Source organism: Streptococcus sanguinis (assembly GCF_003943735.1).
GTDB classification, from domain to species: Bacteria; Bacillota; Bacilli; order Lactobacillales; family Streptococcaceae; genus Streptococcus; species Streptococcus sanguinis_E.
On the sequence record NZ_RJMV01000003.1, the window covers coordinates 64,276 to 88,300 of the forward strand.

The window sequence follows — 24,025 nt, forward strand, 5'->3', positions numbered from 1 at the left end:
CATGCTAGAAACCCTCTATCAAGAAGCCCTCAAACGTAAAAAAGAGCCTAAGGAAGGCTCCTATACCAGCTATCTCTATGACAAGGGGCTGGACAAGATTCTCAAAAAAGTCGGTGAAGAAGCGACTGAAGTAGTCATTGCGGCCAAAAACGCTGATAAGAACGAGATGGCCAATGAGACAGCTGATCTGCTCTACCATCTGGCGGTCGCTCTCGTTGAGACTGGCGTCAGTCTGGAAGAGGTAGAGGCCGTCCTCCAGGCCCGTCAGGGCAAGCAGAGCCGGATTCATGATCGACCTGAAATCGACCAATACTAAACGGATATAAGATTTGCAGAAAGGCGGCCCAGCATGCGCGACAACCATCTTCATACCTATTTTTCCTATGATTCTGAGGCGGATTTCTGTGACTATCTGGACCATTATGAGGGCGAGATTGTCACTACTGAGCACTATGATTTGTCCAATCCCTACCCTTACGAAGCTGCCTCGCCCCACGATGATGTGCCTGACTATGAGGCCTATTCAGCAAAAATAGCAGAGCTGAACCAGCAGTATGGCAACCGCATCAAAAAGGGCATTGAAATTGGCTATTACGCTCCGCGTAAAGACGATATTCTAGCTTTCCTAGCGGACAAGGATTATGACCTCAAGCTCCTGTCTGTCCACCACAATGGCAGCTTTGACTATCTGGAAGAGCCAGTCCTACAGCTGGATAAGATGGAGCTGATTCCCTCCTACCTTAGAGAGTTAGAAGAGGCTATCGAGGCTGTGCCAGCAGATGTACTAGCTCACTTTGACTATGGTTTCCGGAAATTCGAGCTTACCGTAGAGGAGTTAAAAACTTTTGAACCAGAGCTGCGACAGCTTTTTCAAAAGATGATTGACCATGGTCTGGCCTTTGAGCTTAACTGCAAGTCCATGTATCTATATGGTCACGAGGAACTTTATATCTACGCTCTCTCTCTAGTCAAGGAGCTGGGCGGCCAGCGCTTTTCAGTGGGATCAGACGGCCACAAGCTGGAGCATTTCCGATTGCAGTTTGACCGAGTGGCCAAAATCTTAGCAGAGGCTGGCATAGGCGAGGAGCAGTTGATCTAGAAGGAGAAATCATGACCGAGATTAGGCCTTTAAAACCAGAGGGAATCCCGCTCTTAGAAGAATTTCTTTACCAAGCTATTTTTATTCCCCAAGGTCTAGAGCCGCTGCCCAGAAGTATCTTGAAGGAACCAGATTTAGAGATGTATATCAAGGACTTTGGTCAGCAGTTGATGACGGCCATGCTGGACTTGCTCAAGGTCAAAGGCTACCCAAGTGTCTCCCTCTCCGTTTCCAAAGATAATCCCGCCGCTCACTTTTATAAAAGATTGGGCTTTGTTACGGTTGAAGAGAGGGAAGATGACTATTTGATGCTGTGTCGATTGTAATAAGAAAAGAAAACTCATGAAATTAGAACGATTAATTTATATTTTATTAGCTCTTTTGAATAAAAGGCAGATAACAGCTAAAGAAATTGCTGAACGTTTTGAAATATCTACTCGTACAGTATATCGAGATATGGATACGCTCAGCTTAGCTGGAATCCCTATTTACTCTGAACGTGGGGATAAGGGAGGCTTTTATATACCAGATGACTACAAGATGGACAGCAGCTTTTTCACAGAAGAAGAAAAGCAGTTTATCATCAATATGAGCCAAAATGTTGGCAAAATTGTTGGACATCCTAGTTTTGACAGCATTGAGCATAAGCTTACTTCTCAAGAGGCGACCGATAAGGTCAATCCATTTTACTTTGATCTTACTTCCTGGTCTCTCAATACAAATTATTTACTTGAAATTGAGCAGGCTATACAAACTGGGAAGAAAGTTTCCTTTTCTTATTTTTCTAAAAAACAAGAACGAAGCCAGCGAACGATTCTTCCTTACCGTCTGATTTTTAAACTAAATGCTTGGTATGTTATCGGCTACTGTTTAGAAAAGTTAGATTTTCGTTTTTTCAAACTCAGTAGGATTCGTGATTTGCATCCAGTAGAAGAGGGTATCGAAGCTGGAGATTACCCTCTTTTATCTCAAGAAAAGCTAGATCTTTTTCTAAATCCATCCAAAGATAAAGTTGAGGGCAATAAAGAAGAAGTAGAGCTGATTTTCACAGAGTCTGCGCTCCCAAAGATTTATGACCACTTCACAGAAGAAGAAATCACTGTTGAGCAAACCAGAATAAAGGTCCATGCTTTCAGAGCATTGACACCGGCCTTTTTCGAATTGATTTTAAGTTTTGCTCATCAAGTAAAAGTCATATCACCAAAAAAACTGCAGGATAAATTAATTGATTCTCTTCAAAAAAATCTTCAGCAATATGACAGACTGTAGTCATATTGCTTTTTGTATAATCTTAAATGGCTTGAAAATCTCATTGTTTGAGTGCTTGCCTATATTATTTTTGGAGGTTCAAAATATGGATACAAAAACATTAGCAGAAAGCTATTTTAATGCAGTCAATAAAGGTGGATGGGAAGATTTCGTGGCTGAACATTTTGATTATGGGATGTGTGATAGTCAGGAGATCAGACAAGGACGTGATGTTTATCTGCAAGGTGCAGGTCAATTCTATGCTTTAAGTCAGCATCTTGAAGTGAAGAAGTTATTGGTAGATGGACGAGAAGTAGTGGCTTTAAATCGCTATCGCCTGCAGTCACCACAAGGAAATGAACTAGAGTTGGATGTGGCAGAATTTTTAAAATTTGACGAATCAGATAAATTGATTGCGTCTACTATTTACTTTGATACTCATCGTTTCCAAGAGTTTATGCAAGGGAGATAGGCATGTAGAAAAGTCACCGAATGGTGGCTTTTTTAGTAACCAATGACTTCTACAAATGCTTTATCGTATTATTTGTAAGTTTTCTTGCCAAGTGGTAAAATAAAGCCGAAATAAAATATGTTCTCCTAGAACAATCTAATCGATTAGCAATAATTAATTTGACTTTTCTTCGTAGTCATATAAAGGAGTTGATTTTATGACTAATACTAGGCGAGCAGTGCTAGCACTGAGCTTGGGTGTTTTGTTATTGCTAGCAGTGGGAATTCTACTGCAGGTTCATTTTTGGAGAATGATCATTTTGCTAGGTCTATTCTTTTTTGCGGAAGTATTTATCATCTGGTATTCGGGAAGCAAGTCTAATTCGCAGATTAGTGGCAGGCAAAGCCTTGAACTCTTCTGGTTTTATATCAAACGCTTGAAAATTTTTTATGTCACAATTTTGTGCCTTGCAATTCTTTTCGTTTCTCTATCCTCCAATCCTGCTTTCGATTTGTTTTTTGTGCTTGAGCTGTTAGTATTCTTGCTCTTAAGCAATTATATCTTTAGCTCTCATGGTATTCAACCACCCAAGAAAGAGAGGGCTCTTAGAGTCTAATTGCTTTGTTTGCAGCAGTCGATTTGATTGCTGTTCTTTCAAAAAAATAAAAAGCCTGGATTTTTCCAGGCTTTTTAGTGAAATGTGCAGGCTTAGTGTGCTACACGTTTGCGAGCTGCTTTTTTACGGTTTTCTTCGATGAAAGCCGCTTTTTGTTCTTCAGGTTCGATGACTTTTTTCTTGACTGCATATACTGCGCCTGCCACAGCAGCAACAGTAGCTGCAACTCCTGTAAGAACGCCTTTTCCAAATCCTTTAGCCATGTGTTTTCTCCTTTTCTGAACTTTTATTATTTATGTTATAATTAATAGTAACGAAAAATCAAAATTTTTTCAAGGAAAAAAGATGAAAACCAAGATAATTGTGATAGTGGGGCCTACGGCGGTTGGAAAAACGGCTCTGAGTATCGAGGTAGCCAAGCGCTTCAATGGCCAAATCATCAGCGGTGACAGCCAGCAGGTCTATCGTGGCTTGGATATTGGTACGGCCAAGATTCGTCCTGAAGAGCAGGAAGGCATTCCCCATCATCTGCTGGATGTGCGGGAGGTTGGCGAGAGCTACTCGGCCTATGATTTTGTGACTGAGGCGGCTCAGGCTATTCGTGAGATTGCGGCTCAAGATCAGCTTCCCATCATTTGCGGTGGCACAGGGCTCTATATCCAGAGTTTGCTCGAGGGCTATCATCTGGGCGGCTCCGTTCCTCACGAGGAGATTCTGGCCTATCGGGCGCAGCTGGACAGTTGGTCAGATGAGGATTTGTTTGAAAAAATAGCAGAGCTGGGTATCGAGATTCCACAGATAAATAGACGCAGGGCTATGAGGGCGCTAGAGATTGATCAGTTAGGTGGTCAACTAGAAAACAATCAACCAGACTATGAAGCCCTGCTGATTTGTCTAGATGATGAGCGGGAGCGACTTTATGAGCGAATCAATCAGCGAGTAGACCTGATGATAGAAGCTGGACTTTTGGAAGAAGCCCGCTGGCTGTTTGAGAAAGCTCCTACCAGTCAAGCCAGCAAGGGTATTGGCTACAAGGAACTTTTCCCCTACTTTGAAGGTCAGATGAGCCTGGAAGAGGCGGTGGACAAGCTCAAGCAGAATACCCGTCGTTTCGCCAAGCGCCAGCTGACTTGGTTTCGCAACCGGATGTCCGTGACTTTTTATCAGGTGGGAAATCCAGACTATAAGAATCAGGTCATGGAGGATATCAGGAAGTTTTTGGATAAGTAGCTGGCTGACCAAGTCTTAGTAAGGATATGAGATGATAGAAACAGAGAAAAAAACAGAGCGAGTCTTTCTGGTCGGTGTGGAACTGGCAGACACGGAGAATTTTGACCTATCCATGGAGGAGCTGCAAAGCCTAGCTAAGACTGCAGGGGCTGAGGTAGTTGGCTCCTATAGCCAGAAGCGGGAGAAGTATGACAGCAAGACCTTTGTCGGTTCTGGCAAGTTAGAAGAAATCCGACAGATGGTTGATGCCGAAGAGATTTCGACCGTTATTGTCAATAACCGTCTGACCCCCCGCCAGAATGTCAATCTAGAGGAAAGCTTGGGGGTCAAGGTCATTGACCGTATGCAACTGATTTTGGATATTTTTGCCATGAGAGCTAGGAGTCATGAGGGCAAGCTACAGGTGCATCTGGCCCAGCTTAAGTATCTGCTTCCTCGCTTGGTTGGCCAGGGAATTATGCTCAGCCGTCAGGCAGGTGGAATCGGCTCCCGCGGTCCTGGTGAAAGCCAGCTGGAGCTCAATCGACGCAGTGTACGCAATCAGATTCATGATATTGAGCGCCAGCTCAAGGCAGTGGAGAAAAATCGGGCGACCGTTCGTGAAAAACGGTTGGAATCCAGTATTTTCAAAATCGGCCTCATCGGTTATACCAATGCTGGCAAGTCTACGATCATGAACTGCTTGACTAGTAAGAGTCAGTATGAGGCAGACGAACTCTTTGCGACGCTAGACGCCACGACCAAGAACATCAACCTAAGTGGCCAGCTCAATGTCACTCTGACAGACACAGTTGGCTTCATTCAGGATTTGCCTACAGAGCTAGTATCTAGCTTTAAATCCACACTGGAAGAGAGCAAAAATGTCGATTTGCTGGTCCATGTTATTGACGCCAGCGACCCTCATCATGAGGAGCACGAAAAGACTGTCCTCGACATCATGAATGAGCTGGACATGCTGGATATTCCCCGGCTGACTCTTTATAACAAAGCAGACAAGACGGAGGATTTTACTCCGACCCTGACTCCTTATTCTTTAATTTCGGCTAAGGCGGACAATAGCAGAGCTATTTTGCAGCAAGTCCTACTGGAGCGGATGAAAGAGATTTTCCTGCCTTTTACCATCAAAGTAGCGCCGGCTAAAGCTTACAAGATTCATGATTTAGAGAAAGTCGCGATTATGGGAAATCGAGAATACATAGACGATGTCGAAGTCATTTCAGGCTGGATTGCCGAGAAAAACAAATGGAAACTGGAAGAATTTTATGACTGATTATATTGACTTGGCCTTGAAATACGGCGGTTTTACAAACTTAGACAGGGTTTACTTAGAGCAAGTATTGGATGGCCTGACAGAAGAGCAGAAGCTTAGCTTCATTACACCTCCGCCCAGCGTTATCAATGCTTACTTTGCTGAGCTTTATCAAAAGAAAAGTCCGGAAGCCGCAACAGCCTATTTTCTAGAGATTAGCCAGGCGCTGGACTTGTGGAATCCGGATCCTAGCTTTGTAGAAAGTAAACCTTTTGTCCGTCTTAATCTTTCTGGCAAGTCCTATGGATTTTGCTATGAGAGTGAGGAAGTCGGCTTGGTCTTCCCTGAAAAGCCAGAGCCGGTAACAGCTGACTTGCTCTTTGAAATCGCTCAAATCTTTCCACAGTACTTGGTCTATGAAGAAGCTGGGAGAATAAAAATGGTACCTCTCAAAGCTGAGTCTCAAGTCGTGGACAGTCAGGCTCTGACTGCTTTGACCGATTGGCAGCAGCTGGCGGATGGCAGCCAGAGGGTTCTGGGCTACAATCAAGACGAAGTGAGTCAGCTGGCTCAGTCCTATGCTGGCAGAAAATACTATCACTCGCAGAATCGCTCTGCCATGATTTATATCATTTAGAAAGAACAACATGCAATTACAATTTTTAGGAACAGGAGCTGGTCAGCCCTCCAAGACCCGCAATGTGTCCAGCCTCGTCCTCAAGCTTTTGGAGGAAATCAATGAAGTCTGGATGTTTGACTGCGGTGAAGGTACCCAGCACCAGATCTTGGAGACGACGATTAAACCGCGCAAAATCAGCAAGATTTTCATAACGCATCTGCATGGCGACCATATTTTTGGCTTGCCGGGCTTTCTATCCAGTCGTTCTTTTCAGGCTAATGAAGAGCAGACGGATTTAGAAATTTATGGTCCTAAAGGCATTAAAAACTTTGTCCTGTCTAGCCTGCGCGTGTCTGGTTCTCGCCTGCCTTATCGGATTGATTTTCATGAGTTTGATGAAAACAGTCTGGGCAAGATTCTTGAAACGGATAAGTTCACTGTTTATGCAGATAAGCTGGATCACACGATTTTCTGTATGGGCTATCGGGTGATGCAGAAAGATTTGGAAGGAACGCTGGATGCGGACAAACTACGGGCAGCGGGTGTTCCCTTTGGTCCCCTCTTTGGCAAGGTCAAGAATGGTCAGGATATCGTCCTAGAAGATGGCACCAAAATCATTGCAGCCGACTATATCTCAGCCCCTCGTCCGGGCAAGACCATTGCTATTTTGGGTGATACCCGTAAGACTGCTGCCAGCGTCCGCTTAGCTGTGGCAGCAGATGTACTGGTCCATGAAGCGACCTATGGCAAGGGAGACGAAAAGCTTGCCCGAAATCATGGTCATTCGACCAATATGCAGGCAGCAGAAGTAGCCAAGGAAGCTGGTGCCAAGCGCCTCCTCCTTAATCATATCAGTGCTCGCTTTCTAGCTAAGGACATCAGCCAAATGCGCCGCGATGCAAGTAACGTCTTTGACAACGTCCATGTGGTTAAGGATTTGGAAGAGGTGGAGATATGAGAACTATCATCATCACAGGGGCTAGCGGTGGGCTGGCTCAGGAAATGGTTAAGCTCTTGCCCCATGACCGACTGATTTTGGTTGGACGGAGCAAGGCTAAGCTGGAAAAACTCTATGGAGAAAGGGAAAATCTTGACTTAGTGGAGCTGGATATCACAGATAGCTCAGCTTTGGAAAGATTTGCTGAACGGATTGACAGCCAGTATGGCCACATAGATGTCCTAGTCAATAACGCTGGCTATGGGATTTTTGAAGAATTTGACAAAATCAGCTCCAGCGATATCGAGGCCATGTTTGAAGTCAATACCTTTGCCCTGATGAACCTGTCCCGTATCTTTGGAGCTCGCATGAAGCAGGCAGGTCAAGGACATATCGTCAATATCGTTAGTATGGCCGGCCTCATTGCAAGTAGCAAGTCAAGTCTTTACTCAGCGACCAAGTTTGCAGCTATTGGCTTTTCTAATGCCCTGCGTTTGGAACTCCTGCCTTTTGGGGTTTATGTCATGACAGTTAATCCCGGTCCTATCAAAACAGCCTTTTTTGATCAGGCAGATCCGGATGGTTCCTATGTAAAAGCAGTCGACAAGTATATCCTTGAGCCTGACTTTGTAGCAGGAAAAATCGTCAGTTCCTTTGGCAAAAAGAGGCGGGAAATTAATCTACCTGGGATTCTCAATCTAGCTCACAAGCTTTATACCCTTTTTCCAAGAATTGCCGACAAGATGGCAGCTAATATGTTTAACTATAAGTGAGGTTTCATGACAGCAAATCTACAAGCTTACAAAGCTCATCTGCAGGCGCCTTGGGGCAAGCTTCAGTATGATATTGTTTTTGCCTTTCTAGAGTCGCTGAATGGCCAGAAAATTCTTGATTTCGGTAGCGGTTTTGGGATTGTGGCTGATTTTCTAGCGGAAAACAACCAAGTGACCGCCATCGAGCCGAGTTCAGAAATGATTGCTGAGCGCAAGCAGAACTTTTCCTATGAGCAATTTCAAGGCAGCTTGGACCTTCTGCAAGAATTGCCAGATCAGTCTTTTGATGTCATCATCTGTCATAATGTCTTAGAGTATGTATCTGACCCTGCTCTCTATTTGACAGAATTTTCCCGCCTCTTAAAAAAATACGGCAAAATTTCTCTGGTCAAGCATCACGAGATTGGGCGCATTATTCATACAGTGGTTTTTGAAAATGACCCAGAAAAGGCCCAGCAGCTTTTGGCAGGTGAGGAATATCAAACCCACAGCATGGGGGCTGCTAAGATTTATCAGATCCAAGATGTGATTTCAGGTCTCCCATTAGAAGTTGAAGATTATCAAGGACTACGGATTTTTTACGGGCTGCAATCCAATGACTACAAAACTGCCCCTGACTGGGCTGAAAAGATGCTTAAGATGGAGCTAGCAGTCTGCAACCAATCACCTTATCGAGACATCGCTGCATTTCAGCATGTTTGGCTAGCCAAGTCCTAGGTCAAAGGAAAAAAAGTGCTCATTTACATCTTAAACTAAACCTTATAAGGAGAAAGCTTGATGCAAAGGAGAGAAGTCGTAGAGTCATAGCAGCCAGTCAATTATGCCCTGCTCAGCCTTTTTCAATATATCGCTTCCGTTTTGGTAATTCTGGTTCACTGCCAGAGGATTTTTGAACATGAAGCTCTACATTTTATTCAGAAGAGTATGTTTGGCCGCATGGCGGTCCCTTTCTTTTTAATTTCTTCAGCCTATTTTTTCCGAGTACGCTGGAAGCGAGAGCACGGTTCTACGAAACTGACTCTGTATATTAAAGGCATTTTAAAGGTCTATGGCTTTTGGAGCTTGGTCTATCTCCCCTATGCTTTGACTTACTTCCAATCTCTGCACTTGCCTCTCTACCTAGCTCCGCTGGCTATTCTAGCAGCGCTCTTCTACATCGGAATGAGCTACCAGCTCTGGTATATTCCTGCCTTTCTCTTAGGTTTGCTGCTGGTCCATTTTTTGTATAGGAAGTTGGGTCCCAAGAAAACATTTGCCCTTTTGTTAATTCTCTACGCCTTAGGTGCTATTGAGACTTATCATGCCTATCTGTCGCCTAGTCTGCTGACAGACTGGTATGATGCTTATGCCAAGCTCTTTTTCACTAGCAGGAATGGCCTCTTCTATACGCCCATTTTTATCTATTTAGGCTACTTTCTAGCTGATTACGGGCAGATAGCCTTATTTCAGAAAAAACGCTGGCTGTCTCTTCTGTTGGCAAGTCTTTTCCTGGCAGGTGAAGGAGTGCTGGTTTACATCAGGCAGGGACTGGATAAAAACTTTTTCTTTGCTCTCATTCCCTTTACGCTCTTCTTATTCAATTGGCTGTTAAAAACTCAGTGGAAGCGTGAAAAAAACTGGCGACATTTAAAAGATCTAAGTATCCTTTATTTCTTCCTCCATCCTATCTTTATTGAGTTATCTTTCTTTCTGCTCAAATCCCAGCAGCTGACCAAGTGGGAAAATGGCCGTTGGGCCTTCCTTCTGACGATTATCCTGACCCATCTGACGTCAGAATTAGTGATTCGATGGCGAGGGAAAAAAACAGAAAAGAAATGAAAGCTTAGTTTTTTTGAAGAAGATCATATAGAGCGTTAAGAGTAACTATCAATTTTGAATAGAATTAGCTATAAAAACATTTCAAAGGAGTTCTACATGCTTGAACGTCTACAACAGCAGCTGGCTTTTACCAATGAGCTGGAAAAGCTGAAAGCCACTCATCGTAACAATCGGACCTTGGATGCCTATCGTTTTGAGAATTCTGCTGAGCATAGTTGGCAGGGTGCGCTCATGGCCCTAGTCTTTCGAGAATATATTCCCGAAGAAGTTAATCTGGAAAAGGTCATGTCTATGTTACTGATTCATGATTTGGGCGAAATATATGCTGGCGATACCTTTATCTTTGACGATGTAGGAAAGAGTGATTCTTATGATAAAGAGCTGGACTCCTTGAAAATTAGTTTAGACAAGTTGCCGTCAGATCAGCAGGATTCCTTTTTAGAGCTTTGGCAGGAATTTGAAACCGGCATTAGCGTAGAGGCTAAATATGCTCGAGTACTGGATGCTCTGGTTCCTCTACTCAATCACTTGGAAGTCGCTCAGCCCCACGACAACCCTCATGGCCTGACTAAGTCGCAGGTCATCGCTAAGAAATCCTTTATCCAAGAAATCTCTGAAACTCTTTGGGAATTGGCTCAGGAAGTTATTGATAAAAGTGTTGCTAAGGGACTTTACCTGGATGAATGAGGCTGAGGAACTTGCTCGCAGATAGAAAGTTTGAGACTGGTTGAACCAGTCTTTTCATGTTATAATATTCAGACAAGATTGAACGGAGAAAGTGTTTTACTTATCATGATTAGCTCAAAATACGACTGGCAGTTTGCCACTAATTTTACAGACGAAAAATTTTTAAAAAAGGCTAAGAAAGCTAGATTAGAACCTGCGGCTGCCAGTCTTCTTTACCAAAGAGGTGTGCAGACTGAAGAGGCTTTACAGGAATTTTTGGAGCCTAGTTTAGACCAGCTTCACGACCCTTATAATCTGCATGATATGGAGCGGGCAGTGGAGCGCATTCGCGCAGCGATTGAGAATTATGAGCAGATTTTGATCTATGGCGATTACGATGCTGATGGGATGACCTCGGCATCTATTGTCAAGGAGGCCTTGGAGCAGCTGGGGGCTGAGTGTCAGATTTATCTTCCCAATCGCTTTACGGATGGCTATGGACCTAATAGCAGTGTTTACAAGTATTTTATTGAAAATCATGGGATCTCGCTCATTGTTACAGTGGATAATGGAGTAGCAGGCCTTGAAGCTATCGAGTTGGCCCAGTCTCTCGGCGTGGATGTCATCGTGACGGATCACCACTCCATTCCTGAAGAGCTGCCAAACGCCTATGCGATCGTCCATCCGGAACATAGCGGAGCGAATTACCCTTTCAAGCATCTAGCTGGTTGTGGGGTGGCTTTTAAGCTGGCAACAGCCCTGTTGGAAGAAGTACAAGTCGAACTTTTGGACTTAGTTGCTATTGGTACCATTGCTGATATGGTCAGTCTGACGGGAGAAAATCGGATTTTGGTCAAATACGGCCTTTCCGTCCTCAAAAATACCCAGCGAATAGGACTTCAGGAACTCTTCAAAATCGCTGGCATTCAGCCTGACGAACTGGACGAAGAAACAGTTGGCTTCCAGCTTGCCCCCCGACTCAATGCCTTGGGACGACTGGATGACCCCAATCCAGCGGTTGAGCTTTTGACAGGCTTTGACGACGAAGAAGCTCGTGACATTGCGCTTATGATCAACCAGAAAAATGATGAGCGCAAGGAAATTGTCCAGCAGATTTATGAAGAAGCACAAACCATGTTGGATCCTAAGAGACCAGTACAGGTGCTGGCCAAGGAAGGCTGGAATCCTGGTGTGCTAGGGATTGTCGCTGGGCGCTTGCTGGAAGAGCTGCACCAGCCAGTCATAGTGCTTAATATCGAGGATGGCATCGCTAAGGGCAGCGCCCGTAGTATTGAAGCGGTCAACATCTTTGAGGCCTTGGACAGTCATCGTGATCTATTTGTAGCTTTTGGTGGCCATGCTGGAGCAGCTGGTATGACCCTTGAAGCAGACAAGCTGGTGGAGCTTGCAGATATCCTGACAGCTTACATCTTAGACAATGATTTGGATTTGACTGGCAAAACAGCCCTGTATTTAGATGAGGAGTTGTACTTGCCAGAACTAACCCTGGATACACTCAAAAGCTTTGAAAAACTGGCGCCTTTTGGTATGGACAATAAGAAGCCGCTTTTTTACCTCAAGGATTTTAAAGTGGACAATGCTCGGACTATGGGGGCTAGCAATATCCATCTCAAGCTGAAAATTTCCCAGGAAGATGCTACTTTTGAAGTAGTAGCTTTTGGGCAAGGAAACCTGGCGACAGAGTTTGCCCAGACCAAGAATCTGGAGCTGGCTGTCAGCCTCTCTGTCAATAAATGGAATGGACAGACCAGCCTCCAGCTCATGCTGGTAGATGCCCGTGTGGACGGTGTTCAGCTTTTCAATATCCGCAGCAAAAATGCGACTTTGCCTGACAAAGTTCCTGTCTTGCGTTTCACAGAGGAATTGCCAGATTTGACAAATAGCAGAGCAGTTGTGGTTTATGACCTTCCCGATGATTTGCAGGACTTGAAGAAGATTCTTCAATCACAGGATTTCGAAGCGATTTACTTTAAGAATGAGATTGCCAAGCCATACTATCTTACAGGCTATGGTAACCGTGAGCAGTTTGCCAAACTTTACAAGACAATCTATCAGTTCCCCGAGTTTGACGTTCGCTATAAGCTCAAGGATCTAGCAGCTTACCTGAAAATTGATTCTATTCTCTTGGTCAAAATGATTCAGATTTTTGAAGAACTGGGCTTTGTAAGCATCACGGAAGGCGTCATGACGGTCAATAAAGAAGCAGAAAAGAAAGAAATTGACAGCAGTCACATTTACCAAGACCTCAAGCGCCTAGTCAAAGAACAAGAACTCATGGCACTGGGCACTGTACAGGAGATTTATGATTATTTGATGGAGAGATGAGATGGTACCAGACTAAGCCAAAGCCTTGCAAAGGAGAACATTTTAGATGAATGAAATTATCCTGAGCTTTAAACCAGAATTTTTTAAAGCTTTGCTAACAGGAAAAAAGCATTTTGAATATCGTTCAAGGATTCCTGAAAAAGAAACGGTAGCTTATTTATATCTTTCTTCACCCGTTAAGATGATTGTTGGGAAAATCGTTTTAGGTCAGCGTAATAATATCCAACACTTTTTAGAAAATTCAGATTTAGCAAATAGTAGTCGTTCATATTTGGAAAAACATTTGCAAGAAGGTGCTAAGTATTTTTCTCCAATTTACTCCCTATCTCTTCTTGACTCGCCTATATCATTGAAACAAGCTAAAGAATTATCACCGAGATTTAACGCTCCTCAAGGCTATAGTTATATGTCGAATTATAAAGAATTGAATGATTTTCTTGAAAAATCTGTATTTTCAATATTTGAGATTAATCCATCTAATGATTTGGACTTATTAGGCTTATTTACGAAGGATATTGTAAAAAATTATGAACAAGAAATAGCAACACCACTTTATTTAGAGCAATACATTTAATTTTGACTTGCCTAGAAAAAACGATTATAAAGGTTAACCAACTCAATCCCAGCCTCAATAAGGTGGTCTATAAATGAATGAAACATACTCTTTTAAATTAAATAATCTATCCCCTTAAAAAATAACTTTTCTATTACCATTTGGATGAAAAAGTGATATAATAGAGAGTAAAAAATTTTTTTGAAAGAAAGTATATCATGAATTTAAAAGACTACATTGCAACAATCGAAAATTATCCAAAGGAAGGCGTGACATTCCGTGATATCAGCCCATTGATGGCAGATGGAAATGCTTATAGCTACGCTGTTCGTGAGATTGTTCAATATGCGACAGACAAGAAGATTGACATGATTGTTGGACCGGAAGCTCGTGGCTTTATCGTGGGCTGTCCAGTTGCCTTTGAGTTAGGAATCGGCTTTGCTCCAGTCCGCAAGCCTGGCAAGCTTCCTCGTGAGGTTATCTCAGCTGACTATGAAAAAGAGTATGGTGTTGATACCCTGACCATGCATGCCGATGCTATCAAGCCTGGTCAGCGCGTTCTGATTGTAGATGATCTTCTTGCGACTGGTGGAACAGTGAAGGCAACAATTGAGATGATCGAGCGCCTTGGTGGTGTAGTAGCTGGCTGTGCCTTCCTTATTGAGCTGGATGAGCTCAAGGGTCGCGAAGTTATCGGCGATTACGACTACAAGGTTCTGATGCACTATTAATACATAGTTTCTAGCTATATCTAGTTAGAGAAAAAGTATAATTGAAAACTATATCTCCTTTCAGTATAATGAAAGTACATTGGATAAACGAAGAATAGGCTGGAAAAGTATTTCCAAGCCTTTCTAATGATTGAAGGAGATATTTTCATGCCAATTAAGATTGATAAGAAACTGCCAGCTGTTGACATTTTAAGTTCTGAGAATATCTTTGTCATGGATGACGATAGGGCGGACCATCAGGATATCCGCCCTCTGAATATTCTGGTACTCAATCTCATGCCCCAGAAAATGGTGACGGAGACTCAGATACTGCGCCACTTGGCTAATACTCCGCTGCAGTTGACTATTGACTTCCTCTACATGAGCTCTCACCAGTCTAAAACGACACGTGCAGAGCATATGGAGACTTTCTATAAGACTTTCGATGAGGTTAAAAATCGCTATTTTGATGGCTTGATTATCACTGGTGCGCCAGTAGAGCATCTGCCTTTTGAAGCGGTGGACTACTGGGAAGAGTTCCAGCAGGTGATTGAATGGTCCAAGACCCATGTCTTTTCGACTCTGCATATCTGTTGGGGAGCTCAGGCTGGACTTTACGCTCGCTACGGCGTGGACAAACACCAGATGACGCGCAAATTATCGGGTGTTTATAGCCAGTCAGCTGACAGCAGCAATCTGCTTTTCCGTGGCTTTGACGATGAGTTTAATGCGCCGCATTCCCGTCATACTGAAGTTCTGAAGGAAGATATTGTCAATCTGACCAATCTGGAAATTCTCTCATATGGAGAGGATACGGGCCTCTCTGTGTTGGCTAGCCGAGACTTGCGAGAAGTATATAGCTTCGGTCACATGGAATACGACCGTGATACTTTATCCAAGGAGTATTTCCGCGATTTGAAGGCAGGGAAGAATCCACATATTCCAGAGAATTATTTCAAAAACGATGATGTCCATGCGATACCGGCCTTGTGTTGGAGTTCGGCCGCGGCACTCTTTTTCAGCAATTGGGTCAATTATGCTGTCTATCAGGAGACACCTTTCGACTGGGAGAGCCCTGAAAATGATGTATCGTTTTTTGCTTATCTATAAGAGGTGACATGACTTATTTATCAGCTTTTAAATCGGGTAATCTAGTAATCCCGAGTGCCCTTCTTTTACATTTTAAGGACATCTTTGATTCCAGCGATGATTTTTTGGTCTGGCAGTTTTTCTATCTGCAAAATACGACTTCTCTGGAAGAGCTGGCGCCTAGTCAGATTGCCGAGCATATTGGTAAGACTCTGTCAGAAGTCAATCGCTCCATGTCCCATCTGACGGAGAAAGGTCTCCTGCAGTATAAGACCATTGAGCTGAATGGAGAGACAGAGGTTATCTTTGATGCTTCACCGGCTTTAGAAAAGCTGGATGAACTGCTGGCAAAAAAAAGCGGTCATCAGATTGTAGCAAAGGCACCTCAGAATGTTTTGAAAGATTTGGTTGAGACCTTTCAGCAGGAGTTGGGCCGTCTCTTGACACCCTTTGAAATTGAGGACTTGACCAAGACTGTCCAAGACGATAAAACCAATCCTGACTTGGTCAAGGCTGCCCTTCGTGAGGCTGTGTTTAATGGCAAGGCCAACTGGAAGTATATTCAGGCTATCTTGCGCAATTGGCGCAAGGAAGGCATCACTACGCTTGCTCAAGTAGAAGCGAAGCGGGAAGAACGTGAAGCAGCTAATCCTCAAAATGTGACAGTTTCAGATGATTTCCTCAATGCCATGAATTTGTGGAAGGACTGACTTTATTTGATTTACAGTGGCCTGTTTGATATGACAGGCCCTTGGTTTTATAAAAAAGGAGAAAAGTATGACCTATCAATTGCCAAAAGTCTGGTCTGCTGCGGACAGCGACCAAGGAAAATTTTCAGGTATCAATCAGCCTACTGCTGGCGCACGCTTTGAGCAGAAGCTTCCTGTCGGTAAAGAGTCTTTTCAGCTTTATTCACTTGGGACTCCAAATGGGGTCAAGGTGACGATTATGCTGGAGGAACTACTGGCAGCGGGTGTGACAGAGGCAACCTATGACCTTTATAAGATTAGCATTATGGACGGCGACCAGTTTGGCTCAGATTTTGTGAAAATCAATCCCAACTCTAAGATTCCGGCCTTGTTGGACCAGTCAGGTCATAAGCCGATTCCTGTCTTCGAGTCTGCGAATATCCTACTCTATCTAGCAGAGAAGTTTGGAAAGCTGATTCCGTCAGATTTGGCCGGTCGGACTGAGGTGCTCAACTGGCTCTTCTGGCAGACAGGAGCGGCGCCTTTCTTGGGGGGTGGATTTGGTCATTTCTTTAACTATGCTCCAGAAAAGCTAGAATATCCTATCAACCGCTTTACCATGGAAGCCAAGCGACAGCTGGATTTATTGGACAAAGAATTAGCCAAGAAAGCTTATATCGCTGGAGATGACTACAGTATTGCTGATATTGCTATCTGGTCTTGGTATGGGCAGTTAGTGCAGGATAAGCTCTATCCAGGCGCAGCTGAGTTCTTGGATGCCACCTCCTACAAACATCTATCTGCTTGGGCGGAGAAGATTGCAGCTCGTCCGGCGGTTCAGCGCGGTTTAGCTGCCGAGTATCAGGAAATTAAATAAATAAGTGTCGGGTGGGAACATCCCATCACCAAGTGGCGAGACAAAATCAGTTTATCAATAGGCTGATTTTTCTTTCGCTGCTTTTTTTATACCCTTAAAAATGATATACTGAGTAGAAGAATGTTTAGAAAAGAGTAAGTAATGCAAAAAAAGACTATTTCCCAACGCTTGGAGCGAGTAGCTGCTTTTGTGCCGGATGGGGCAAAGTTGCTGGATGTTGGGAGCGATCACGCCTATCTGCCTATTTATTTGATTCAGCAAGGACGGATTGAGAAGGCTCTGGCCGGAGAAGTGGTAGAGGGGCCTTTTCAGTCTGCTCAGAAGAATGTGGCAGAGCATGGGCTGACGGAGCAGATTGAGGTTCGTTTGGCCAATGGTCTGGCGGCTTTTGAAGCGGAAGATCAGATTGATACCATCGTTATCGCTGGCATGGGTGGTCGCTTGATTTCAGAGATTTTGGAAAATGGCAGAGCCAAGCTTAGAGCTATTTCCCGCTTGATTTTGCAGCCTAATAACCGCGAGGATGAGCTCCGCAGCTGGCTTGTATCTAACGGCTTTCGCTTGCTGGCTGAGGATATCTTAGAAGAGGCTGGTAAGTTTTATGAAATCCTGGTAGCAGAAGCTGGCCAGCAAACTTTGACAGAACAAGAAAAGCGTTTTGGGCCTTTTCTAATGAAGCAACAGTCACCTGCTTTTCAGCTAAGATGGCAGAAAGAACTGAAGAAACTAGAAGGAGCACTAGCCCATATCCCAGAAAAGAATGAGCTGGAACGCTCTGCTATGTCTCAAAAAATCGAAAGTATCAAGGAGGTGCTCCATGTTAGCAAGTGAAATCATCAACCGATATGAAGCCTATTGCCCGCAAGAACTGTCCATGGAGGGCGACATTTCAGGTCTGCAAATCGGGACTTTGGATAAGGAAGTGGACAAGGTTCTAGTGGCGCTGGATATTCGTGAGCAGACGGTGGCGGAGGCTATTGAGGCAAATGCTGGACTGATTATCGTTAAGCATGCGCCTATCTTTCGCCCGCTCAAAGACCTAGTGGCAGATAAGGCACAAAATCAAATCATTTTAGATCTTATCAAGCATGATATTGCTGTCTATGTCAGCCATACCAATATTGATGTCGTGGAGGACGGGCTTAATGATTGGTTCTGCCAGCTTTTAGAGATTGAGGAGACAAGTTATCTTAGTCAGACGGGGCCAGATTACGGTATTGGACGTGTGGGGAAGATTGCTCCTCAGACCTTTGGGGACTTTGCGGCTAAGGTCAAGGCAAGTTTTGGACTAGATAGTTTGCGTATGGTCACTTATGAAGAAGCAGACCTCGAACGCGTCATTGAGCGTGTGGCTATCTGTGGTGGCAGCGGTCAGTCCTTTTATCCGGAGGCCATTGCCAAGGGAGCGCAGGTCTACATTACAGGTGATATTTACTATCATACTGCTCAGGAAATGCTGACAGAAGGTCTTTTGGCGCTGGATCCTGGACATCATATTGAGGTTCTTTTTACGGAAAAATTGAAAGAAAAATTTGATCTTTGGAAGGCAGAAGAGGGATGGGAGATTGAGATTCTGGCTAGTCAGTCTTCTACCAATCCTTTCCGACATATTTGAGAGGGAGCGACATGAAAAAAGTAGCAGTGATTGGAGCTGGGATTGTCGGATCAACAGCCGCTTACTATCTGTCCAAATCTCCAGGTGTGGAAATAACTGTCTTTGATGATGGCAAGGGGCAGGCAACCAAGGCAGCCGCTGGCATTATAAGTCCTTGGTTTTCCAAACGTCGCAATAAGGCTTGGTACAGGATGGCGCGTTTGGGCGCTGATTTTTATCAGAACTTGATTGCGGATCTGAAAGCGGCTGGTATCCAGACAGACTTTTACCAACAGACAGGTGTTTATCTGCTGAAAAAGGATGAGAGCAAGCTGCAGGAACTTTATGATTTGGCTGCAAATCGCCGGGAAGAGTCGCCCTTAATAGGGGACTTGAGTCTTCTCGGCCGTCAGGAAGCTCAGGAGAAATTTCCAGGCTTGCAAGGCTTTGATCAACTTCTTTATGCTTCCGGCGGTGCCCGTGTGGAGGGGGCACTCTTGACGGAGACGCTTCTGAAAGCCAGCAAGGCAGAACTGGTTGAGAAAAAGGTAAGCCTGGCAGTAGAAGGAGAGCAACTTCTTGTGGACGGACGCAGCTTTGACTGTGTCATCTTAGCTGTGGGTGCTTGGCTAGGAGAAATCTTGCAGCCACTGGGCTATGAGACGGATGTTCGGCCACAAAAGGGACAGCTACGAGATTTCAAGCTGGCTGACCAGACAGATGACTACCCTGTGGTTATGCCTGAGGGAGAGCTGGATATCATTCCTTTTCTAGCAGGCAAGGTCAGTGTCGGTGCCAGTCATGAAAATGATCAGGGCTTTGATTTGACAGTTGATAAGACGGTATTGAATCAGTTGCAGAAAGAAGCAGAAACTTACTTGCCGAGGTTGGATACTGCAGAGATTTTAGGTGAGCGCGTAGGAACACGGGCTTATACCAGCGACTTTGCACCTTTCTTTGGAGCTGTGCCAGACTTACCGCATGTCTACGCTGCCAGCGGATTAGGCTCTTCTGGTCTGACAACTGGCCCGCTCATCGGATGCCAATTGGCTCAGATGGCTATGGGAGAAGCGGGACTGCTGAATACAGCTGACTATCCTATTGAACAGTATGTGAAGAAGGTTTGATATGACAGAAACTATTTTGAATTGGGTCAATATTTGTGTAAAAAAAGATGAAGAAATCCTACTGCTTAATCGCCAGCATGATAACTTTAAAGGGTGGATACAACCAGGCGGCTTCACCAGTCTGGGGATAGACTGGTGAAGGTTGGGGATGGAAAAAGCTTAGCTTTTTACCTTCGTAAGAGTTTCCAGAATCTTTTTTTGAAGCTGCAAGGCGCGAATTAAAAGAAGAAACAGGGCTGACTGCTCTAAACATGGAATTGAAGGGGATTTCAGGCTTCACCAATCCGAGTAAAAAAGAACGGTATGTGTATTACGATTTTCTTTGTACTACCTTTGAGGGGCAAGTCAGGGGAAACGATCATGAAGGGGAGCCCAAATGGTGGAAGATTTCCGAACTTGGCCAAATAGATATGCAGGACGACATACGTGAACGTTTGCCTCTCTACTGGCGGAAAGGCTCTTTCGAGCGGATTCATTACTGGAATGAGGAAAAACACTGTATAGGGGAAACCAAGACGATTTTGTATGATTGATTTCAGAGGATAAGGAGAAGTTATGGACTGGTTACGATCGCAGCCTGTGGTTATGCAGGCTTTATTAGCGGGGCTTTTTACATGGGGATGTACCATTGTGGGCTCGGCTGTTGTATTTTTCTTTAAATAAGTCAGTCGCAAGTTGCTGGATATTATGATGGGCTTTGCGGCAGGCGTCATGATTGCGGCTTCCTTTTGTTCGCTTCTGGCACCGTCGATTGAGTATGCGCAAAGTTCTTATGGCAAGCTGTCCTGGCTGCCGGCAGCGATTGGTTTTTTAGTGGGAGGTTTTTTCCTGCGGCTGATTGATGCAGTAGTGCCTCACTTGCACTTGAGCAAGGACATTTCGGAGGCAGAGAGTGTTCCTGAGCATAGCCGCAAGAAGCTGTCCAAGACAGCCCTGCTCTTTTTAGCCATTACCATTCACAATTTTCCAGAAGGTTTGGCAGTCGGAGTAGCCTTTGGTGCTTTGGCCGCCAATCCTAGTCCGGAAGCCTTTGTAGGTGCGATTGGCCTAGCTTTGGGAATTGGCCTGCAAAACGTCCCAGAAGGAGCGGCTCTGTCCATTCCGATTCGGACGGACGGCAAGTCTCGCCTTAAAGCCTTTTACTGGGGCTCCATGTCTGCTATTGTAGAGCCAATTGGGGCAGTACTTGGGGCAGTTGCTGTTATGGCTATGACGGCTATTCTGCCCTATGCCCTCTCCTTTGCGGCAGGAGCTATGATTTTCGTGGTGGTAGAGGAGCTGATACTGGATTCGCAGACCAATGGCAATACAGATGTGGCGACTTTAGGTCTCATGGTGGGCTTTGTTCTCATGATGGTCTTGGATGTGGCTTTGGGTTGATACCAACTTAAAATCAAAGAGCGGAAGAAAGCGGAATTTCCGCTCTTTTTCTTTTATTTAAGGGTAGTGAAAAGGATGACATCCGCTTTCAAAAATGGTAGAATAAGGAGAATACATTAAGAGAGGAAACTCATATGAAAGGTATTATTCTTGCAGGTGGTTCTGGTACACGTTTGTACCCATTGACCCGTGCTGCGTCAAAACAGCTCATGCCGGTTTATGACAAACCCATGATTTATTATCCACTGTCAACTCTTATGCTGGCTGGTATCAAGGACATCTTGATTATCTCTACTCCGACGGATCTGCCTCGTTTTGAGGATCTGCTGGGAGATGGCTCTGAGTTTGGTATCAAGCTCTCTTATGCAGAGCAACCAAGTCCAGACGGGCTGGCACAAGCCTTTATCATTGGCGCTGATTTTATTGGAGATGACCGCGTGGCGCTGATTCTTGGGGATAATATTTACCATGGACCAGGTCTGAGTAAAATGCTCCAAAATGCTGCTGCTAAGGAAAAAGGAGCAACTGTCTTTGGCTACCATGTCAAGGATCCAGAACGCTTTGGTGTAGTAGAATTTGATGAGAATATGAATGCTATCTCCATCGAAGAAAAACCGGAACAGCCGCGCTCTAACTATGCAGTGACAGGACTGTATTTCTATGATAACGATGTTGTAGAAATTGCCAAGAACATCAAACCAAGTCCTCGCGGAGAACTGGAAATCACAGATGTCAACAAGGCATACTTGGATCGTGGTGATTTGTCTGTTGAGCTCATGGGACGTGGTTTTGCCTGGTTGGATACAGGAACTCACGAAAGTCTCTTAGAAGCCGCTCAATATATCGAAACAGTTCAGCGGATGCAGAACGTTCAGGTGGCAAATCTAGAAGAAATTGCCTATCGTATGGGCTATATCACTAAAGAGCAAGTGCATGAATTGGCGCAGCCATTGAAAAAGAATGAGTATGGCCACTATCTCTTGCGCTTGATTGGAGAAGAATAAGAAGATGACGGAACAATTTTTTGATAAGGAATTAGCAGCGCGTGAGGTTCCTGGAATTCCTGGAATGTTGGAGTTTGATATCCCTGTTCGTGGGGACAATCGAGGCTGGTTTAAGGAGAATTTCCAAAAGGAAAAAATGCTGCCGCTAGGCTTCCCTGAAAGCTTCTTTGTAGAAGGAAAACTGCAAAATAATGTCAGCTTTTCTCGCAAAAATGTCCTGCGTGGTCTTCATGCTGAACCATGGGACAAGTACATCTCTGTTGCAGATGACGGCAAGGTGCTGGGAGCTTGGGTAGACCTGCGTGAGGGTGAGACCTTTGGCAACACCTACCAGACAGTAATTGATGCCAGCAAGGGGATTTTTGTGCCACGTGGTGTAGCAAACGGCTTCCAAGTCCTTTCTGACACGGTTTCCTATAGCTATCTGGTGAATGACTACTGGGCTTTGGAGCTCAAACCTAAGTATGCCTTTGTCAACTATGCAGACTCAGCTTTAGGTATCAAGTGGGAAAACCTAGAAGCAGCAGAAGTCTCAGAAGCAGACAAGAACCATCCATTACTTAAGGATGTCAAACCTCTAAGAAAAGAAGATTTGTAAAAAAGAATTCTTTTCTGATTCATTAATTGATACTGAAATATATGATTTAGCTCAGCTCTTATCCGAGCGAAGCGAGTGGAAGAAATGATTGCCGCTGTGGTGTAAGTCATGTAACAAATTATTTAGTTTGTTACATGACAGGGGATTTTTGAGACATGAGGCTCAAAAATAAGTAATGAAACCGGAGGTTTGCTTGCGTCCCCACCACTTAAGGCAATTATAAAAAAGTTAAGGAATAAAAATGACTGAATACAAAAAAATTATCGTGACAGGCGGAGCTGGTTTTATCGGTTCTAACTTTGTCCACTATGTTTACAATAACTTTCCAGATGTCCATGTGACAGTGCTGGACAAGCTGACTTACGCGGGTAATCGTGCCAATATTGAAGAAATTTTAGGTGACCGCGTTGAGCTAGTTGTTGGAGATATTGCTGATGCAGCCTTGGTAGATAAGCTGGCAGCTGAAGCTGATGCTATCGTTCACTATGCGGCAGAAAGTCACAATGATAACTCGCTCAATGACCCGAGTCCATTTATCCACACCAACTTCATCGGAACTTACACACTCTTGGAAGCAGCTCGTAAGTACGATATTCGTTTCCACCATGTATCGACTGATGAAGTCTATGGAGATCTCCCTCTTCGTGAAGATTTGCCAGGTCATGGAGAAGGTCCAGGTGAGAAATTTACGGCTGAAACCAAGTACAATCCAAGCTCGCCTTACTCATCAACCAAGGCAGCTTCAGATTTGATTGTCAAAGCTTGGGTGCGCTCATTTGGCGTGAAAGCGACTATTTCTAACTGCTCAAACAACTATGGTCCTTACCAGCACATCGAGAAGTTTATTCCGCGCCAGATTACCAATATTCTGAGCGGTATCAAGCCAAAACTTTATGGCGAAGGTAAAAACGTTCGTGACTGGATTCATACTAATGACCATTCATCAGGTGTTTGGACGATTCTGACCAAGGGTCAAATCGGTGAAACTTACTTGATCGGTGCTGACGGTGAGAAGAACAACAAGGAAGTTCTGGAGCTGATTCTCAAGGAAATGGGACAGCCAGCTGATGCTTATGACCATGTGACAGATCGTGCCGGCCACGACCTCCGCTATGCCATTGATGCCAGCAAGCTCCGCGATGAGCTAGGATGGAAACCAGAGTTTACTAACTTTGAAGCAGGTCTCAAAGAGACCATCAAGTGGTACACGGACAACCAAGACTGGTGGAAATCTGAAAAAGAAGCAGTTGAAGCCAACTATGCTAAGACCCAAGAAGTGATTAAATAAGAATTGGCTATCTATGATGAGCCTTGTAAAACTAGCGCTATGTGATTGAGAGGCTGGGATTATC

Annotated in this window: 27 protein-coding genes and 2 pseudogenes; 28 read left to right on the forward strand and 1 reads right to left on the reverse strand. The window is 44.4% G+C overall.

Annotation, left to right across the window (positions count from 1 at the left end):
- Position 1: 1 nt before the first annotated feature.
- The 6 genes from hisE to D8877_RS04605 all read left to right on the forward strand — a co-directional run bounded on the left by hisE (position 2) and on the right by D8877_RS04605 (position 3,414).
- Positions 2-316 (forward strand): phosphoribosyl-ATP diphosphatase, encoded by a 315-nt coding sequence (hisE, locus tag D8877_RS04580; protein WP_002924252.1) that lies wholly within the window; start codon positions 2-4, stop codon positions 314-316.
- Positions 317-349: 33 nt separating this feature from the next.
- A complete protein-coding gene (locus D8877_RS04585) occupies positions 350-1,099 on the forward strand; it encodes a PHP domain-containing protein (RefSeq protein WP_002924255.1) in 750 nt (249 codons plus the stop codon).
- 11 nt (positions 1,100-1,110) lie between these two features.
- A complete protein-coding gene (locus D8877_RS04590) occupies positions 1,111-1,425 on the forward strand; it encodes a GNAT family N-acetyltransferase (protein WP_002924257.1) in 315 nt (104 codons plus the stop codon).
- Between the two features lie 16 nt (positions 1,426-1,441).
- A complete protein-coding gene (locus D8877_RS04595; protein WP_002924259.1) occupies positions 1,442-2,368 on the forward strand; it encodes a helix-turn-helix transcriptional regulator in 927 nt (308 codons plus the stop codon).
- Entirely contained in the window at positions 2,355-2,819 is a 465-nt protein-coding gene (locus tag D8877_RS04600; RefSeq protein ID WP_002924260.1) for a nuclear transport factor 2 family protein, read from the forward strand. The genes D8877_RS04595 and D8877_RS04600 overlap by 14 nt, the downstream gene beginning before the upstream one ends.
- A 196-nt stretch (positions 2,820-3,015) precedes the next feature.
- Positions 3,016-3,414 (forward strand): hypothetical protein, encoded by a 399-nt coding sequence (locus D8877_RS04605; protein WP_002924261.1) that lies wholly within the window; start codon positions 3,016-3,018, stop codon positions 3,412-3,414.
- A gap of 92 nt (positions 3,415-3,506) precedes the next feature.
- Here the strand turns inward: D8877_RS04605 and D8877_RS04610 are convergent, their stop codons facing one another.
- Positions 3,507-3,677: a DUF3042 family protein gene (locus tag D8877_RS04610; protein WP_002895160.1), complete on the reverse strand. Its 171-nt coding sequence runs from the start codon at positions 3,675-3,677 to the stop codon at positions 3,507-3,509.
- 82 nt (positions 3,678-3,759) lie between these two features.
- Here D8877_RS04610 and miaA point away from each other — a divergent pair, with 82 nt between their 5' ends.
- The 22 genes and pseudogenes from miaA (at position 3,760) to rfbB (ending at position 23,961) form a co-directional block, all read left to right on the forward strand.
- Complete coding sequence (gene miaA, locus D8877_RS04615; protein ID WP_125347193.1) at positions 3,760-4,644, forward strand: tRNA (adenosine(37)-N6)-dimethylallyltransferase MiaA; 885 nt, start codon at positions 3,760-3,762, stop codon at positions 4,642-4,644.
- A gap of 31 nt (positions 4,645-4,675) precedes the next feature.
- Complete coding sequence (gene hflX, locus D8877_RS04620) at positions 4,676-5,914, forward strand: GTPase HflX (RefSeq protein ID WP_125352568.1); 1,239 nt, start codon at positions 4,676-4,678, stop codon at positions 5,912-5,914.
- Entirely contained in the window at positions 5,907-6,530 is a 624-nt protein-coding gene (locus tag D8877_RS04625) for a cystathionine beta-lyase (RefSeq protein WP_185760162.1), read from the forward strand. Before hflX ends, D8877_RS04625 begins: the two co-directional genes overlap by 8 nt.
- A 10-nt stretch (positions 6,531-6,540) precedes the next feature.
- Positions 6,541-7,470: a ribonuclease Z gene (gene rnz / locus D8877_RS04630; protein ID WP_125352571.1), complete on the forward strand. Its 930-nt coding sequence runs from the start codon at positions 6,541-6,543 to the stop codon at positions 7,468-7,470.
- Positions 7,467-8,222: an SDR family NAD(P)-dependent oxidoreductase gene (locus tag D8877_RS04635; RefSeq protein WP_125352573.1), complete on the forward strand. Its 756-nt coding sequence runs from the start codon at positions 7,467-7,469 to the stop codon at positions 8,220-8,222. The genes rnz and D8877_RS04635 overlap by 4 nt, the downstream gene beginning before the upstream one ends.
- Positions 8,223-8,228: 6 nt before the next feature.
- Complete coding sequence (locus tag D8877_RS04640) at positions 8,229-8,939, forward strand: class I SAM-dependent methyltransferase (protein ID WP_125352576.1); 711 nt, start codon at positions 8,229-8,231, stop codon at positions 8,937-8,939.
- Between the two features lie 108 nt (positions 8,940-9,047).
- Positions 9,048-10,040 carry an acyltransferase family protein gene (locus tag D8877_RS04645; RefSeq protein WP_125352578.1) on the forward strand — a complete coding sequence of 331 codons (993 nt, stop codon included), beginning with the start codon at positions 9,048-9,050 and terminating at the stop codon, positions 10,038-10,040.
- 96 nt (positions 10,041-10,136) lie between these two features.
- Positions 10,137-10,727: an HD domain-containing protein gene (locus D8877_RS04650; protein ID WP_125352580.1), complete on the forward strand. Its 591-nt coding sequence runs from the start codon at positions 10,137-10,139 to the stop codon at positions 10,725-10,727.
- 105 nt (positions 10,728-10,832) lie between these two features.
- Positions 10,833-13,052, forward strand: a complete 2,220-nt coding sequence (gene recJ / locus D8877_RS04655) for a single-stranded-DNA-specific exonuclease RecJ (RefSeq protein WP_125352582.1) — start codon at positions 10,833-10,835, stop codon at positions 13,050-13,052.
- A gap of 46 nt (positions 13,053-13,098) precedes the next feature.
- Entirely contained in the window at positions 13,099-13,626 is a 528-nt protein-coding gene (locus D8877_RS04660) for an ASCH domain-containing protein (protein ID WP_125352584.1), read from the forward strand.
- A gap of 197 nt (positions 13,627-13,823) precedes the next feature.
- Positions 13,824-14,336, forward strand: a complete 513-nt coding sequence (locus tag D8877_RS04665) for an adenine phosphoribosyltransferase (RefSeq protein WP_002897341.1) — start codon at positions 13,824-13,826, stop codon at positions 14,334-14,336.
- A gap of 147 nt (positions 14,337-14,483) precedes the next feature.
- Positions 14,484-15,425, forward strand: a complete 942-nt coding sequence (gene metA / locus D8877_RS04670; protein ID WP_125352586.1) for a homoserine O-acetyltransferase MetA — start codon at positions 14,484-14,486, stop codon at positions 15,423-15,425.
- A gap of 8 nt (positions 15,426-15,433) precedes the next feature.
- Positions 15,434-16,114 carry a DnaD domain-containing protein gene (locus D8877_RS04675; RefSeq protein WP_125352588.1) on the forward strand — a complete coding sequence of 227 codons (681 nt, stop codon included), beginning with the start codon at positions 15,434-15,436 and terminating at the stop codon, positions 16,112-16,114.
- 67 nt (positions 16,115-16,181) lie between these two features.
- Complete coding sequence (gene yghU / locus D8877_RS04680) at positions 16,182-16,970, forward strand: glutathione-dependent disulfide-bond oxidoreductase (protein WP_125352590.1); 789 nt, start codon at positions 16,182-16,184, stop codon at positions 16,968-16,970.
- A gap of 141 nt (positions 16,971-17,111) precedes the next feature.
- On the forward strand, positions 17,112-17,801 hold the full coding sequence (locus D8877_RS04685; RefSeq protein WP_125341369.1) for a tRNA (adenine(22)-N(1))-methyltransferase: 690 nt from the start codon (positions 17,112-17,114) through the stop codon (positions 17,799-17,801).
- A complete protein-coding gene (locus D8877_RS04690) occupies positions 17,788-18,585 on the forward strand; it encodes a Nif3-like dinuclear metal center hexameric protein (RefSeq protein ID WP_125341370.1) in 798 nt (265 codons plus the stop codon). Before D8877_RS04685 ends, D8877_RS04690 begins: the two co-directional genes overlap by 14 nt.
- A gap of 11 nt (positions 18,586-18,596) precedes the next feature.
- On the forward strand, positions 18,597-19,691 hold the full coding sequence (locus D8877_RS04695; RefSeq protein ID WP_125341371.1) for an NAD(P)/FAD-dependent oxidoreductase: 1,095 nt from the start codon (positions 18,597-18,599) through the stop codon (positions 19,689-19,691).
- Position 19,692: 1 nt separating this feature from the next.
- A pseudogene (locus D8877_RS04700) lies at positions 19,693-20,224 on the forward strand (NUDIX domain-containing protein).
- 22 nt (positions 20,225-20,246) lie between these two features.
- A pseudogene (gene tmpA / locus D8877_RS04705) lies at positions 20,247-21,071 on the forward strand (ZIP family manganese transporter TmpA).
- A 134-nt stretch (positions 21,072-21,205) separates the two neighbouring features.
- Positions 21,206-22,075 (forward strand): glucose-1-phosphate thymidylyltransferase RfbA, encoded by an 870-nt coding sequence (gene rfbA, locus D8877_RS04715; RefSeq protein WP_002897349.1) that lies wholly within the window; start codon positions 21,206-21,208, stop codon positions 22,073-22,075.
- Between the two features lie 4 nt (positions 22,076-22,079).
- Positions 22,080-22,673 carry a dTDP-4-dehydrorhamnose 3,5-epimerase family protein gene (locus D8877_RS04720; RefSeq protein WP_125341372.1) on the forward strand — a complete coding sequence of 198 codons (594 nt, stop codon included), beginning with the start codon at positions 22,080-22,082 and terminating at the stop codon, positions 22,671-22,673.
- Positions 22,674-22,914: 241 nt separating this feature from the next.
- Positions 22,915-23,961 carry a dTDP-glucose 4,6-dehydratase gene (gene rfbB / locus D8877_RS04725; RefSeq protein WP_002909476.1) on the forward strand — a complete coding sequence of 349 codons (1,047 nt, stop codon included), beginning with the start codon at positions 22,915-22,917 and terminating at the stop codon, positions 23,959-23,961.
- Positions 23,962-24,025 lie beyond the last annotated feature (64 nt).

Bases quoted from the DNA above. Each gene is read 5' to 3' on its own strand.
- hisE (WP_002924252.1), top strand. From the start codon at position 2: ATGCTAGAAACCCTCTATCAAGAAGCCCTCAAACGTAAAAAAGAGCCT.
- D8877_RS04585 (WP_002924255.1), top strand. From the start codon at position 350: ATGCGCGACAACCATCTTCATACCTATTTTTCCTATGATTCTGAGGCG.
- D8877_RS04590 (WP_002924257.1), top strand. From the start codon at position 1,111: ATGACCGAGATTAGGCCTTTAAAACCAGAGGGAATCCCGCTCTTAGAA.
- D8877_RS04595 (WP_002924259.1), top strand. From the start codon at position 1,442: ATGAAATTAGAACGATTAATTTATATTTTATTAGCTCTTTTGAATAAA.
- D8877_RS04600 (WP_002924260.1), top strand. From the start codon at position 2,355: ATGACAGACTGTAGTCATATTGCTTTTTGTATAATCTTAAATGGCTTG.
- D8877_RS04605 (WP_002924261.1), top strand. From the start codon at position 3,016: ATGACTAATACTAGGCGAGCAGTGCTAGCACTGAGCTTGGGTGTTTTG.
- D8877_RS04610 (WP_002895160.1), bottom strand. From the start codon at position 3,677: ATGGCTAAAGGATTTGGAAAAGGCGTTCTTACAGGAGTTGCAGCTACT.
- miaA (WP_125347193.1), top strand. From the start codon at position 3,760: ATGAAAACCAAGATAATTGTGATAGTGGGGCCTACGGCGGTTGGAAAA.
- hflX (WP_125352568.1), top strand. From the start codon at position 4,676: ATGATAGAAACAGAGAAAAAAACAGAGCGAGTCTTTCTGGTCGGTGTG.
- D8877_RS04625 (WP_185760162.1), top strand. From the start codon at position 5,907: ATGACTGATTATATTGACTTGGCCTTGAAATACGGCGGTTTTACAAAC.
- rnz (WP_125352571.1), top strand. From the start codon at position 6,541: ATGCAATTACAATTTTTAGGAACAGGAGCTGGTCAGCCCTCCAAGACC.
- D8877_RS04635 (WP_125352573.1), top strand. From the start codon at position 7,467: ATGAGAACTATCATCATCACAGGGGCTAGCGGTGGGCTGGCTCAGGAA.
- D8877_RS04640 (WP_125352576.1), top strand. From the start codon at position 8,229: ATGACAGCAAATCTACAAGCTTACAAAGCTCATCTGCAGGCGCCTTGG.
- D8877_RS04650 (WP_125352580.1), top strand. From the start codon at position 10,137: ATGCTTGAACGTCTACAACAGCAGCTGGCTTTTACCAATGAGCTGGAA.
- recJ (WP_125352582.1), top strand. From the start codon at position 10,833: ATGATTAGCTCAAAATACGACTGGCAGTTTGCCACTAATTTTACAGAC.
- D8877_RS04660 (WP_125352584.1), top strand. From the start codon at position 13,099: ATGAATGAAATTATCCTGAGCTTTAAACCAGAATTTTTTAAAGCTTTG.
- D8877_RS04665 (WP_002897341.1), top strand. From the start codon at position 13,824: ATGAATTTAAAAGACTACATTGCAACAATCGAAAATTATCCAAAGGAA.
- metA (WP_125352586.1), top strand. From the start codon at position 14,484: ATGCCAATTAAGATTGATAAGAAACTGCCAGCTGTTGACATTTTAAGT.
- D8877_RS04675 (WP_125352588.1), top strand. From the start codon at position 15,434: ATGACTTATTTATCAGCTTTTAAATCGGGTAATCTAGTAATCCCGAGT.
- yghU (WP_125352590.1), top strand. From the start codon at position 16,182: ATGACCTATCAATTGCCAAAAGTCTGGTCTGCTGCGGACAGCGACCAA.
- D8877_RS04685 (WP_125341369.1), top strand. From the start codon at position 17,112: ATGCAAAAAAAGACTATTTCCCAACGCTTGGAGCGAGTAGCTGCTTTT.
- D8877_RS04690 (WP_125341370.1), top strand. From the start codon at position 17,788: ATGTTAGCAAGTGAAATCATCAACCGATATGAAGCCTATTGCCCGCAA.
- D8877_RS04695 (WP_125341371.1), top strand. From the start codon at position 18,597: ATGAAAAAAGTAGCAGTGATTGGAGCTGGGATTGTCGGATCAACAGCC.
- rfbA (WP_002897349.1), top strand. From the start codon at position 21,206: ATGAAAGGTATTATTCTTGCAGGTGGTTCTGGTACACGTTTGTACCCA.
- D8877_RS04720 (WP_125341372.1), top strand. From the start codon at position 22,080: ATGACGGAACAATTTTTTGATAAGGAATTAGCAGCGCGTGAGGTTCCT.
- rfbB (WP_002909476.1), top strand. From the start codon at position 22,915: ATGACTGAATACAAAAAAATTATCGTGACAGGCGGAGCTGGTTTTATC.